The 12,403-nt window shown below is 50.0% G+C and carries 12 protein-coding genes; 8 read left to right on the top strand and 4 right to left on the bottom strand.

Going from position 1 to position 12,403, the window contains the following annotated elements; all coding sequences use genetic code 11:
• Positions 1-10: 10 nt before the first annotated feature.
• Both HVE01_RS00425 and HVE01_RS00420 read left to right on the top strand, forming a co-directional pair.
• Entirely contained in the window at positions 11-730 is a 720-nt protein-coding gene (locus HVE01_RS00425) for a response regulator (RefSeq protein ID WP_125751061.1), read from the top strand.
• 148 nt (positions 731-878) lie between these two features.
• Positions 879-1,898 (top strand): alpha/beta hydrolase family protein, encoded by a 1,020-nt coding sequence (locus tag HVE01_RS00420; protein ID WP_146941787.1) that lies wholly within the window; start codon positions 879-881, stop codon positions 1,896-1,898.
• Here HVE01_RS00420 and HVE01_RS00415 read toward each other — a convergent pair.
• On the bottom strand, positions 1,895-2,998 hold the full coding sequence (locus HVE01_RS00415) for a helix-turn-helix domain-containing protein (protein WP_125751067.1): 1,104 nt from the start codon (positions 2,996-2,998) through the stop codon (positions 1,895-1,897). The two genes, HVE01_RS00420 and HVE01_RS00415, sit on opposite strands and share 4 nt — an antisense overlap.
• A gap of 152 nt (positions 2,999-3,150) precedes the next feature.
• Here HVE01_RS00415 and HVE01_RS00410 point away from each other — a divergent pair, with 152 nt between their 5' ends.
• Genes HVE01_RS00410 through HVE01_RS00395 form a run of 4 tightly spaced genes read left to right on the top strand, consistent with a single transcriptional unit; the run spans position 3,151 to position 6,204 of the window.
• A complete protein-coding gene (locus HVE01_RS00410; RefSeq protein WP_125751070.1) occupies positions 3,151-3,504 on the top strand; it encodes a DUF805 domain-containing protein in 354 nt (117 codons plus the stop codon).
• 13 nt (positions 3,505-3,517) lie between these two features.
• Positions 3,518-4,165: a hypothetical protein gene (locus HVE01_RS00405; RefSeq protein WP_186808789.1), complete on the top strand. Its 648-nt coding sequence runs from the start codon at positions 3,518-3,520 to the stop codon at positions 4,163-4,165.
• Entirely contained in the window at positions 4,134-4,835 is a 702-nt protein-coding gene (locus HVE01_RS00400) for a response regulator transcription factor (protein WP_125751073.1), read from the top strand. The genes HVE01_RS00405 and HVE01_RS00400 overlap by 32 nt, the downstream gene beginning before the upstream one ends.
• Positions 4,828-6,204, top strand: coding sequence for a sensor histidine kinase N-terminal domain-containing protein (locus HVE01_RS00395; RefSeq protein ID WP_146941785.1), 1,377 nt, complete (start codon positions 4,828-4,830; stop codon positions 6,202-6,204). The genes HVE01_RS00400 and HVE01_RS00395 overlap by 8 nt, the downstream gene beginning before the upstream one ends.
• An 82-nt stretch (positions 6,205-6,286) precedes the next feature.
• On the opposite strand, the gene HVE01_RS00390 is transcribed toward HVE01_RS00395, so the two are convergent.
• From HVE01_RS00390 to HVE01_RS00380, 3 genes are all read right to left on the bottom strand, one after another.
• Positions 6,287-7,795, bottom strand: coding sequence for a tripartite tricarboxylate transporter permease (locus tag HVE01_RS00390; RefSeq protein WP_146941783.1), 1,509 nt, complete (start codon positions 7,793-7,795; stop codon positions 6,287-6,289).
• 9 nt (positions 7,796-7,804) lie between these two features.
• Positions 7,805-8,254: a tripartite tricarboxylate transporter TctB family protein gene (locus HVE01_RS00385; protein ID WP_146941781.1), complete on the bottom strand. Its 450-nt coding sequence runs from the start codon at positions 8,252-8,254 to the stop codon at positions 7,805-7,807.
• Positions 8,255-8,365: 111 nt separating this feature from the next.
• The gene (locus HVE01_RS00380) at positions 8,366-9,352 is read right to left on the bottom strand and encodes a Bug family tripartite tricarboxylate transporter substrate binding protein (RefSeq protein ID WP_125751085.1); all 987 of its coding nucleotides are present in this window, start codon (positions 9,350-9,352) and stop codon (positions 8,366-8,368) included.
• 337 nt (positions 9,353-9,689) lie between these two features.
• Between HVE01_RS00380 and HVE01_RS00375 the strand changes: the two genes are divergently transcribed.
• Both HVE01_RS00375 and betT read left to right on the top strand, forming a co-directional pair.
• A complete protein-coding gene (locus tag HVE01_RS00375; protein ID WP_307725257.1) occupies positions 9,690-10,106 on the top strand; it encodes a type 2 periplasmic-binding domain-containing protein in 417 nt (138 codons plus the stop codon).
• Between the two features lie 204 nt (positions 10,107-10,310).
• The gene (gene betT, locus HVE01_RS00370) at positions 10,311-12,359 is read left to right on the top strand and encodes a choline BCCT transporter BetT (protein WP_125751088.1); all 2,049 of its coding nucleotides are present in this window, start codon (positions 10,311-10,313) and stop codon (positions 12,357-12,359) included.
• Positions 12,360-12,403: the final 44 nt, after the last annotated feature.

Genomic DNA, 12,403 nt, shown 5'->3' with positions numbered 1-12,403 from the left:
CGAGCTGACTATGTCTGAGAATAGTTTCCCCCAAGACGCCTCACTGCTCATTGTTGAGGACGAACCTAAAATTGCCCGCCTAATGGCGGACTATCTGGAAAACAATAATTTTGCCCCGACAGTCATTGCCAACGGCAACGACGTTATGCCCTGGCTAACCCAGCACGACCCTGCATTAGTGCTGCTAGATGTCATGCTTCCTGGTAAAGATGGACTAACGCTGTGTCGAGAAATCCGTCAAAACTGGCCTAACTTACCCATTATTATGGTGACCGCGAAAGTCGAGGAAGTTGATCGTTTACTGGGCTTGGAGCTAGGAGCAGACGACTATATTTGTAAACCCTTTAGCCCCCGCGAAGTGGTTGCCCGCGTAAAAGCCGTATTACGCCGTAGCCAAGCCGCGACGCAAGACGATGACGCCTCTATCACCACTCCACAAGCGCCGGTGACACTCGATGAAGAGGGCTGGCAAGCACTTGCCAATGGGCACGACCTTGGCCTCACTGCCGTAGAATTCCAACTATTGCGCGTTATGATGCAGTCCCCGGGACGTATCTTCAGTCGCGAGCAGCTAATGGATCACATGTATAGGGACAACCGCATTGTCTCGGAGCGCACTGTGGACAGCCACATTAAGAAGCTACGCAAAAAAATCCATGAAGCACTGCCCGAGCTAGAGATTATTCGCTCCGTTTACGGGGTTGGATATAAATATCAGCCAGAGGGGTAGTCGTCGCTCTTCGTTAGTTGCAGCTATTCCAGAAGTCGTTTAGCGAGCTTTAAACCCACGGATGCGTCCTTGATCCTGTTTTAGGTCGCTGCGTGTCCTGGTGTTCCCCATAGTGATGACGTTGGTAATGACTATGAGGAACGGTGCGATGAAAATACTGCTGGGTTTGATGTTATTGATGCTTTGTATGACGGATCAAGCATCTGCGCAGTCGGCGGTGGGCTTTGATCAAACTATCTTATACGCAGACAGTGATCGCCCTTTAGAAACCAGTGTTTGGTACCCATCCCACACGACTTCTCCAACTGAAAAGGTGGCTGACACTCCCGCGTTTTTGGGTACGGATGCCATACGGGGCGGCACCCCGTTAGCGGGCACCTTTCCGCTGGTTGTGGTCTCACATGGTTATCGTGGCAACTGGCGTAATCAAAACTGGTTAGCCACCAAGCTGGCGCAAGAGGGGTTTATCGTTGCGTCACTTGATCACCCTGGCACCACGAGTTTTGATCATTCCCCGCTAGCTGCCGCTCAATGGTGGCAACGACCTCACGACCTGTCTCGCTTATTGGACTGGCTGTTAAAAGAGTCTTACCTGCTGCCATATATCGATACGCATAACATTTCAGCCATCGGCCATTCATTGGGCGGCTGGACGGTAATGTTGTTAGCAGGCGCGCAGTTTGATCGTGGCCAATTAACATCAGCATGCTCAACCCAAGCGAACCCGCGAGTCTGTGACCTCATGCCGGAATTGGGTTTAAATACACCCCAAGCAGGCGAACCTACGGGCAGCCTGAAAGATGATCGAATCAAGCGTGTTGTCTCTTTAGATCTGGGGTTGGCACACAGCTTTTCTCGTCAGAGTTTGCAATCCCTCACGACGCCGACACTCATCATGGCTGCCGGCGTCGATATAGGTGACACACCGCAAGAGGAGGAGTCGGGCTTTCTGGCGCAGTACATTCCAGCGAGTCAGCAAACGTATATTGTTTATCCCTATGCGACCCATTTCAGCTTTATGCAACGATGCAAACCGGGGGCGATTGAGTTAATCGAAGAGCAAACGCCGGGCGATGGCGTTATCTGCCTAGACGGTGATGGCCACTCACGGCAGGAACTTCACCAGATCATCTACCAAGATATTCTAGCCTTCATCGGCGCCCATTAGGTCGTATCTTTACCCGCCGCTTCGCGCCGAAACGCGCTGGGCGTTTGACCGGTGACTCTGGAAAATTCCCGATTAAAATTAGATTTGGTCTGAAAACCCGAGTCTAGGTAGATCTGGGTGATGCTGCTATCGGTGGTGGTTAATAATATTTTTGCTCGCTCAATGCGGTATTCGTTAACCACTTGGGAGACATTACGCCCATAAACCTGATTAATCGCAGCGGATATCTGCCGCGCGGGTATACAAGCTTTACGTGCGAGCCGATCCAAGTTCAGATCAGGATCGAGAAATACTTCTTGGGTAGAGAGTAACACGTCTATCTTGTTCACTATGTTGCTGACATTCAGGTTTGTGGCATTCAGGTTTGCTGCATTCAGCCCCTCTTCCCCATCGTCATTGAGTTGGTTGTGAGATTTATCTTTTGGGACTGCTGCAGGTGCTTCTTTATCGTCTTGAGAGGGTGTTTCGTTAATCCTCGGCGCGATGCTCAAGCTCACCATAATCACTGCAATAGCGAGTATCGGCAGTAATACGGCATGGCCGATAGTGAGAATCGTCAGTGCATGAGCACCCGCAAAAAACTCAAAATCAACGACTAGAGCGCCATCAATACACGCCGACATCAAAAGCATCACACCCGCCATGCGTTCTGCTTTTAACGCCTTGTCGATATCGGAAAAGCGTACTTGCTCGGGAGGGAGCGACGTTTTAAACGAGGCATGAATTAGCGCGATACCGTATCCCACATAAAGCAGCGTCAACGCAGGATCTAGAGGCGGACGCCAGAATGGGTACGTCAGGGAGCCTAAGGTCACCAATACGGGGGGTATTACATGCCAGATTGGCAGCCTATAGCGTTGGTGTGCACTGGAAAAGCAGTACCAAGCGGTAACGGGAATACAGGACGCCAAGATAGGCTGGAATAAGCGCAACAGCGGCCAATCAAATGTCCAACGTAGGCCAACCACCGTCGTTGTTAACGCACATAGGGCGATAAAAACAAACGCCGATGGCGTGGATTCTTCACGGCGCATAAACAATAACACCGCCAATATAGACAACAGCAGGGCCACCACAAAAGGCAATGGAATAGCGATCATTTCCGTTCCGTTGGGTTTATTGATCTTTGCTTAACGCTCGTCATTTTGTCCTACATCCCTTTCCTGGACGTCCTCGAACCTGATCGAGGACGCAGACACGCTAACTAAGACGTACTTTTTACGCATCAACAGCCGCTGGATAGGAGAAAAGTATGCACTGGTATTTTGATGCTTGGCAGCGTTACGCACAATTTTCAGGAAGGGCATCACGAGCAGCTTTTTGGATGTTCTTCCTAGTGAACAGCCTTGTATCGATGGCGTTTGCTTTAGCGGAAACCTTCTATCAATCGACATGGAAAATAGAAGCGATTTACAGCCTAGCGATTTTTCTGCCCTTGTTGTCTTTAACCGTGCGAAGACTGCACGACACTCAGCGTTCTGCTTGGTGGTTGTCAGTGATCTTGATTCCCGTCATCGGCATGGTGATGTTGCTCATCTTACTAACTTTACCGAGCGAGCCACCTCTCACCGATATGGATTCCCCACAGCATGGTAATACGCTTTAAGTTGGAGAAGACAATGAAAGATGTTGATAACCAGCCCCATTTATTTACCCTCTTGTGCACACTGCTAGTCTTTTTAACATTGCCAGCTTACAGCCATGCTACTAATAGCCCAGGCTCGACGGTGCAAGATGAGCAAGTGATGCCAGGTGACATAAAAGGCGTGGTGATCATTGAATCACCAAAAACAGGCGCTTTATTACAGCTGCGAGGTATTGCCGGAAGAGGCATGCTCATTAGCAGAGAAACGCCTACCCAACAGCAGGATGAAGCCCACTGTGTATCTGTACCGATGCGTTTCGCCGCGGGTGACTTTGGCGGTTCTAGCATCGGAATTCGCTCAGTAGAGCCGATTCAGCTAGTGATTTATGACGACGAAGTCATGCAAAAACTCACCGCAGGAGACGAAGTTGTCAGTGAAGACTACGACATCACAGGTCAAAATGAAGCCAGGCTGGGTGATGTCAAAATCATATCTGGCTTAACACTCAGCTACGGCTTCGTGCTCAACCCAGGCGAATGGTCTTGGCTGTCAGTGTTCGGACAGGCTCAAAATGAAGTGAGCTGTGAGCGTCTCAATATCAATGGTACAGACCCCATTGATAGCGCACTGGGTAACAACAGGATTGCTTATGAAAGTGCTAGTAGTAGAAGACAATGTTAATTTAGCTAACTCTATTGCAGCCACTCTACTTGAGGCTGCCTTTAGCATTGATGTCGCCGACGATGGAAGAAAAGCACTCCATATTCTTGAGCAAGGTGGGTACGATCTGTTGGTGTTGGATCTCGGTCTACCTGAACTGGACGGCATCTCCCTACTGCGCAAGCTACGTCATCAGCAGAATACAATTCCTGTCTTGATCATCTCAGCACGAGACAGTCTTGATCAGCGCATACATGGCCTAGAAGTAGGTGCAGACGACTACTTATGTAAGCCTTTTTCACTGGAAGAGGTCGCAGCGCGGGCGCGGGCACTGGTACGACGCGCCAAACACTTTGGTGGAGAAACACTACAATGTGGGCGCTTAGAGTTTCTTCCCGATGCCATGGAGCTGCGCCTAGATGGAAAACCTTTGCTATTGCACCGCCGAGAGTTAGAAGTTATGGAATACCTGCTGATAAACCAAAATCGCCTCGTTAATAAGGATCAAATTATCGACCGCCTATCTACCTCCGATGAGTCGGTTAGCTACGCTGCAGTAGAAACTTACATCTCTCGGATTCGTAAAAAAATTGGCTACGATTTCGGCTTAAAAACGGTACGCGGCCTGGGCTATTACCTGGAAGCTAAAGACTGCAAACCCAAAGACGTGAAAGCTCCTGGCGATGAGTAAACGCCAATCAATCCGCAGCCGGCTGCTTTTATGGATTGGACTGCCTTTCACTGCCCTTGCGATCTTGGCATTGATCTCTAGTCATCTGCTGTTATCTCGGCAAATTAATGCCACCTTTGATGACCTGCTACTTAACGCAGCCCAGCGGCTGGAGCGCCGAATTTACACGGTGGATGGTGAACTGCGCATCAATATGCACTACTTCAGCATTAGTACACTTGGCAGTAGAGGCGATGGGAAAATATTTTATCGCATTAAAGAGTCTGAAGGAGGCATGATCGCAGGCTTTAGCGGTTTATCAGATCCGCCCAAAACATCTCAAGAACCCATTTTTTATGACGTAGACTATGCAGGTAATGCATTACGCGCCGTGGCGCTTACACTGCCCTTTTACCGAGGCGATGAATCGGTAGACATTGAAATAGTGGTAGCCGAATCAAAAGAAGCGCGCCACACGCTCACTAATGACTTTATGGTAACGCTTTCAGGGTTAATGGCCGTAACAGGACTGCTGGCAATTTCCATTGCCCTATTCGCCATTCATCTAGGTCTAGCGCCTCTGAGTATGGCAAGCCAAGCGTTACGACAACGTTCGCCCAATGACTTACACCCCTTGGATGATGCCGCTCCCAAAGAAATTTTGCCACTCATCCAGAGCATTAACCATTTGATGCAGCGAATGCGGCGCAGCATTGAAAGCACCCAACAGCTCAATGCCGATGTTTCGCATCAGCTTAGAACACCCATTTCAGAGATTCGCGCGTTAACCGAGGTATCGCTTAAAACCCCCCTTCCCTCACCGGCGCAGACTAATCTAAAAGAGATTCAACGCATCACCGAACATGCCAGCCACACCGTGAAGCAACTGCTGAAATATGCCAAAACACGCAGCGAGTTGGTTGATATATCTCATTTGGAGAATGTCGATTTAGTAGCGATTTGTCAGGAAGCCTGCGCTCAAACGGCCCCTACTATCTATAAGCAAGGCCAAGAGCTCGCATTTGAAAAACATCAAGCAATACCTAATGTCATTGGCGACCCTATTTTGTTGCGCTGGTTAGTCACCAATTTAATTGAGAATGCCAGCTTGCATGCAGGTGGAGAGCATGTTTACCAGGGCGTCATCACCGTTGCCCTAACAGCTGACGTAGGCCAAGTAATATTAACGGTGAGCGATGAAGGCACTGGCGTAGATGAAGCACAAATCTACAAATTGACAGAGCGCTTTTTCCGCCACAACAAACACTCCCCTGGTAGCGGGCTGGGGCTGGCTATTGTAGAGCAGATTGCGATTACTCATTCGGCACAACTGTCTCTAGGCAACCGACCACAGGGCGGTTTTACAGTCTCTGTAGCATTCCCTTCATAGCAGAGGCATTGGCAACTCGCACCCTACATTGTGGGTGCGAGGTAGCAGTTCAACGTCGGACAGTTGGTTGCAGCATGTCAAATCAATGCTGAATAGCTGCTTGGCGTGCTTTGAGACGCCTCATAAGCGGTTGGCTGAACAGCGAGATTAGCAACAGTGCAAAAATTGCTAACGTGACTGGGCGCTCAAAAACGTAGGTAATATCACCACCGCTGATTTGATAGGAGTGAAGTAATGATTTTTCAGCTAGCGAGCCCAGTAACATGCCAATCACGGCGGCGGGTACAGAGTAGCCATAGTGACGGAATATCCAACCGATCACCGCAAATACCAACACCGTCGCAGGCCCTGTCATATTGCCGGTTAGCCCGAAAGATCCCATTATCGCAAGCACCAATACAGAAGGGATCAAGTAGCGCATGGGCACTTTGACAATATTGGCCAATAGCGGAATAAACAATAAGCCAATAATTACCAATAAAAATACTTGGGCAAAGTTAGCGAAGATGATCGCGTAAACCACATCGGTTTGTTGGCGAATAAATTGCGGGCCGCCAGTGATATTATGCATAGCAAACGCCGCTAACATTACCGCTGTAGCGCCACCACCGGGAATCCCAAGTGCCAGCAGTGTTGCCATCGAGCCCCCTTCGGAGCTGCTGTTAGCCGCCTCAGACGCCACGACCCCTTTCGGATTGCCCTTCCCAAAGGAATCGGGGTTCTGATCACGGCGCTTAGTTTCTATGTAAGAGAGCAGATTAGACACGGATGAGCCCACACCAGGCACAGCTCCTACTAACACCCCGATCAAACCACCTCGAATCATCACAACGGGATAACGCATCGCCATCCTACAACCTTCGAAGATCTCACTTACCTTAACCTTACGAGCATCGGCAGATTCAACGATGAAGCCTTTATTTGCTAGCTTAAATAGCTCTGAGGCGGCAAACATTCCCATCATGGCAGGTATAACAGGAACGCCGTCCAAAAGGTAAGTCTGTCCCATCGTCCCACGTGCTAAACCAATTTCGCTAAACCCAATCGTCCCCACTAGCAGCCCGACAAATCCTGCAATCAAGCCTTTAAGCACCTGTTCGCCTTTTAAGCTCGCAATCAGCGTCATTCCCCAGAGAATCACCACAAACATCTCTGCTGGCCCCAATCTCAGCACTAGGTAGGAAAGCGGCTGTATCATAAAAAACAACACAATGTAGCCCATCAGTGCACCGACTACCGATGATGCTAACGCAACCCCCAGCGCCTGATTATGCTGCCCTTTACGTGCCATCGGATAACCATCAAACGCAGTGGCAATCGCCGAAGACGTACCGGGTATATTCATCAAAATTGCTGGTATACCAGCACCAAATGAGCCACCGGTAAAAATAGCGGTGAGAAACAACATGGCTTGGATGAAGTCCATATACATGGTCATCGGCAGAAAAATGGCCATCGCCATTGATATCTGCAGGCCTGGTGTTGCACCAAAAATAAGTCCCAGTACGATACCCGGCACTACCACCAGCCAAGGGCCAAAACTAGAAAAAAGCAGATCCAAACTCTGCCCTACTGCGCCAAAATCAATCATGGTATCTCCTCAGTTTGGAAGCAGCAGTAGCGTCATCGGATACGGCAGCATCTGCGAGAAAAAGAACGCGACACTCAGCCCAAAAGCAACACTATAGCCACCGACCAACAGCCAGTTGCGCTCACCCTTAAGGATCAGAAAAAACGCCAGAAATGCTACGGTGGCAATATCAAAGCCTATCGTTTCAAGCGACAATACATAGCCGGCGAAGAGGCCCACAACAGGTAATGTTTTATGCAGTGGTTCTTCTTCAGAGGAGCGAAACAGCGAGCCGTGTTTGATACGCAGGATCAATTCAAGTGCAATAATCCCTAGCACGATAACGGCAAGTGGCAATATAAGCAGCAGGTTTTGCGGTTTGGCAGATACGCTTATGGCGTCTAATAAATACCATAGTGTAAAGCCAGCCAACCCCATGAGAACGATAAAGTCCCCATAGTCACGTTTACATTCAGACATGGTAAAACCCCATACTGGCCCCTCATTAATGTGAGGGGCCAGCCATCATGGAAGGATTAGTTCGGAGAAGTTGTTCGAAAAACTTATTTATGAAAAATCTGGTCGTGAAAGTTAGTTAAGCAGGTGCGCATACTTTTCAAACACCTGATAGTTTTCACTCATCAGCTCGTTGGAGCGCTCTGGGCCTACCCAAACGCCGCCCATTTCATTGCGCTCAAGCTGCTCTTGAACATCTTTGCGAGCAAGCGCACTTTGAATGGCAGAGGAGAGCTTCTCAAAACGCTCAGGATGCTGCCGCTCCATTTCACTGGTCACTGCAAACCCACGCATTGAGCCCTGAAGAATGGGTACCTCAAGGTTCATCGGCGCCAGCGCTTCATTGATAGGCAGCGCATCCCACTGCTCAATGCGCTCATCATTGACAATCGCCAACGGGGTTAAAAACTCACGAATACCCTCGCTGCCTTGGGCACTAATCGAGACGAAATCCACTTGCCCACCTGCTACCGCTGAACGAGCTTCGCCACCGCTGTTATAGGTCACCAAGTTGAGGTTATCTTGGGGAATACCTGCTTCATCAAGTAGCAAGCGCACCATTAAGTGACCAGCAGAGCCTTGAACCACTGCACCGCGTACTTGCCCCTCTTCTTCGCGGATCGCTTCTAGCAGGCTGGGCAGGTCTTCATAGCCACTGTCTTTATTTGCAGCAATCAGGTCTAAATCGAACCACTGGAAATTGATATAAGAAAAATCATCGACACTAAACTCTGCACCACCGGTCAAGATTGAATTTGTCAGGTAAGGTGCAAACGTTGAAGCGTAAACCGTATAACCGTCATCGGGGACGTTCAATACATAATTAGAGGCTACTTGAGTGCCTGCACCAGGACGGTTGGTCACTTGGATAGGGACGCCAACTTCTTCTGCAATATAGCCAGACATGAGGCGTGCAAGGCGATCGGCGCTACCACCGGTACCGAACCCCACAACCATATTAAGCGGACGTTCAGGATAACTATCGGCCATAGCGGGCGACACCACGGCCAGCGAAGCAATAGCGGCAGTGGCTCCTACCAACAAGGATTTAATCTTAAGCATAGCGAGGCTCTCTTTTTTATAAGTTTGTGTGGTTTTTGACACAGGTCCTACTCTGTCAGCCTAAAACGCTACCCCACGAAACTGTCACCAACCTTGCATGACACAAAAATACAACCAAAGTCTAATTATCACTCAATATCAGACAACTCAAAAACACAATGCCCGCATTTATCGCTGTTACACACAACAGAAAGCTTGTGACACTTGAGCCGTAGCAAACGAATGGCATCTGCACATAAGGCCTTGGTTGTTGCACACTTTATGCAAACGGCTTGCACTTGGCACGACGATACTGACACCGTCAATCAAACAATCGTTAACTAAAAAGAGAGATGTTATGAACATGTCACTTCGCCAATTATTTGCTCCTGCACTGCTTGCCGTGGCCCTTATGCCTTTAGCCTTCAGCGCCAATGCCAGCCACCATAGCAATGCAGCTATTGACCGAGAAGCAATGCAAGAACGCATGGAAGAGTACCGCCAAGAAGCTTATCAACGCGCCGGTTTAAGCGAAGAGCAGCAAACGGCGTTAAACGCAGCACACGCTGAACACCGTGATGCCATGCTGTCGCTACGCGAAGAGCACCAAGCTCAAGTGGCCGAGATCCTAACCGAAGACGAGCAACAAGCGCTGCGCGATGCTATGCGCGAGATGCATGACGAGCGCCGCCAAAGTGACGGCGCTCACGGCAAGCGTGATCATGAGCGTCGTGGACACCACAGTGAATCTACAGCGGAAAGCACACCAGAGTAATCGTTTATAAAACGTTAAACCTCACTCTAACGCCCGGCCTAGCCGGGCATTTTTGTTTTTACACGGCTGAAAAGCGCTTTATCCGCAGGTCTTAAAGCTCCCCGTCGACTTGAAGTGAGTACTTAAACCGCGTATTTTATTTGAACGTTCATTCAAAAATAATGCTGTTTTTAATTCTTGTCTTAACAACAGGAGTCCGCCTCCATGGCGAAAGACAACCCCAACCTCCCCTCACGCGACCGCCTCAACCCCGTGGTTTTCCACGGAAGCGTGGCGGGAATTCTGCTTTTCTTGATTCTTACCATGCTGTTTACCGAACAGGCCGGCGCTTTCTTCGATGCTGGGCTTGCCTGGGTAAGTAAAACATTCGGCTGGTACTACATGCTGGCGATTGTGGCTTATCTGGTATTTGTGGTGATGATTGGCATGTCGCGCTTTGGCAGCATTCGCCTAGGCCCGGATCACTCACGGCCTGAGTTTTCGTTGCTATCGTGGTCAGCCATGCTGTTTGCTGCAGGTATCGGTATCGATCTGCTGTTTTTCAGCGTTGCTGAACCGGTCGCCCACTATCTGGCACCACCTGATCTAGCGCCTGAAAGCCAAGAGGCCATGCGTCAGGCCGTCGTTCAAACCTATCTGCACTGGGGGCTTTCCGGCTGGGGGCTGTACGTGTTGATGGGTATGGCGCTGGCCTACTTTAGTTACCGCCATCGTTTGCCACTGGCGATCCGTAGCGCTCTCTATCCAATTTTAGGCAAGCGTATTCATGGGCCAATCGGTAACGCCGTAGACATTACCGCGGTTGTCTCCACTGTATTCGGTATCGCCACTAGTCTGGGTATTGGGGTGATGCAGCTCAATTACGGCCTCACCTATATGTTTGGCGTGCCTGAAACCCTCACCGTGCAGGTAATTCTGATCGTTCTGGTCGTGGTGTTGGCAACCATTTCCGTGGTGACTGGCGTCGAGAAAGGCATTCGCCGTCTTTCTGAGTTCAACATGCTGCTCGCGCTAGGGCTAATGCTATTTGTACTCTTTTCAGGCGACACCCTGGTCCTATTAGATAAAGTGGTCAATAACGCCGGTGACTACCTTTCTGGATTTGTGGGTGCCAGCTTTGACACCTACGCGTTTGCCGATGAAGGTGCCCAAGAGTGGAAAATGTGGTGGACGATCTTCTTCTGGGGCTGGTGGATTGCCTGGACACCATTTGTCGGCCTGTTCTTGGCACGTATTTCACGTGGCCGTACCATCCGCGAATTTGTCGCTGGAGCGTTGTTTATTCCGCTGGCCTTTATGATGGTATGGATGTCGGTGTTCGGTAACAGCGGCATTGAGTTGGTGGCCAATCAAGGTGTAGTCGAACTGGGTGAACAGGCACTTAACACGCCACAAACGACCCTTTATACACTGCTTGAGTACTACCCTTACGCAGGTCTTACTGCCGCCATCGTAACAGTACTAGGCATTGTATTCTTTATTACCTCTGCCGACTCCGGTGCACTGGTACTGGCCAACTTTACGTCTATTTTGAGTGACGTTAACCACGATGCGCCGATCCGTCTGCGTATTTTCTGGTCGGCAGTAATTGGCTTGATCACCATTGCCCTGTTAATGGCTGGCGGCTTAAACGCTCTGCAAAGTGCGGTGGTAATTACTGCCCTGCCTTTTTCCTTGGTGATTTTTGCGGTCATGGTGGGAATGTATAAAGCCCTGAAGCTGGAGGGCAGCAAGGCCGATGCACGCCGCATGATTGCCGGTGGAGCGCCCGGCGGCGACTGGCGTGAGCGTTTGGACCGTGCGCTGGATACCTCTAACCGTGCAGGTGCCGCGGCAACCATTCAGCACTCTATTCGCCCAGCGATGACGCAATTTGCCCAAGAACTGGAAAGCCGTGGCCAAACCGCCAACGTTACCGAAGAGCATCTTGATGGCGAGTCACTTCCCAACCTGACACTGCAGGTTGACCTGGGCGATGCCACTAGCTTTGTCTACCAAGTATGTCCGCACCGTATGCGTACACCCAGCTTTATCCCTGCGGATGATGACTTCTATGTGCGCTTAGACGTGTACTTAGCTGAAGGCGGTCAAGATAAAGACCTGAACGGCTATACCCGTGGTCAAGTGATTGGTGATCTCGTGGCAGAGTACGAACGCCATCTACACTTCCTTACTCTGGCAGGTCAACAGATGGGCCATGTGCAAGCAATGCCAGGCACCATCGGTGAACCGCCGGAAGACTCGCAGATATAAGCAAACATCTGCCCTTAGCTTAAAAAAATCCCAGCCAAGCGGCT

This window comes from Vreelandella venusta, assembly GCF_007989605.1.
GTDB lineage: Bacteria > Pseudomonadota > Gammaproteobacteria > Pseudomonadales > Halomonadaceae > Vreelandella > Vreelandella venusta.
Note: the sequence above shows the minus strand (reverse complement) of the source record. Positions and strands in the feature narration are given on the sequence as shown.

What these genes read in the sequence shown, in the direction of transcription:
- HVE01_RS00415 (WP_125751067.1), bottom strand. Translation starts at nt 2,998, where the DNA reads ATGATCGCTATTCCATTGCCTTTTGTGGTGGCCCTGCTGTTGTCTATA.
- HVE01_RS00385 (WP_146941781.1), bottom strand. Translation starts at nt 8,254, where the DNA reads ATGTCTGAATGTAAACGTGACTATGGGGACTTTATCGTTCTCATGGGG.
- HVE01_RS00380 (WP_125751085.1), bottom strand. Translation starts at nt 9,352, where the DNA reads ATGCTTAAGATTAAATCCTTGTTGGTAGGAGCCACTGCCGCTATTGCT.
- HVE01_RS00425 (WP_125751061.1), top strand. Translation starts at nt 11, where the DNA reads ATGTCTGAGAATAGTTTCCCCCAAGACGCCTCACTGCTCATTGTTGAG.
- betT (WP_125751088.1), top strand. Translation starts at nt 10,311, where the DNA reads ATGGCGAAAGACAACCCCAACCTCCCCTCACGCGACCGCCTCAACCCC.
- HVE01_RS00420 (WP_146941787.1), top strand. Translation starts at nt 879, where the DNA reads ATGAAAATACTGCTGGGTTTGATGTTATTGATGCTTTGTATGACGGAT.
- HVE01_RS00410 (WP_125751070.1), top strand. Translation starts at nt 3,151, where the DNA reads ATGCACTGGTATTTTGATGCTTGGCAGCGTTACGCACAATTTTCAGGA.
- HVE01_RS00375 (WP_307725257.1), top strand. Translation starts at nt 9,690, where the DNA reads ATGAACATGTCACTTCGCCAATTATTTGCTCCTGCACTGCTTGCCGTG.
- HVE01_RS00405 (WP_186808789.1), top strand. Translation starts at nt 3,518, where the DNA reads ATGAAAGATGTTGATAACCAGCCCCATTTATTTACCCTCTTGTGCACA.
- HVE01_RS00395 (WP_146941785.1), top strand. Translation starts at nt 4,828, where the DNA reads ATGAGTAAACGCCAATCAATCCGCAGCCGGCTGCTTTTATGGATTGGA.
- HVE01_RS00400 (WP_125751073.1), top strand. Translation starts at nt 4,134, where the DNA reads ATGAAAGTGCTAGTAGTAGAAGACAATGTTAATTTAGCTAACTCTATT.
- HVE01_RS00390 (WP_146941783.1), bottom strand. Translation starts at nt 7,795, where the DNA reads ATGATTGATTTTGGCGCAGTAGGGCAGAGTTTGGATCTGCTTTTTTCT.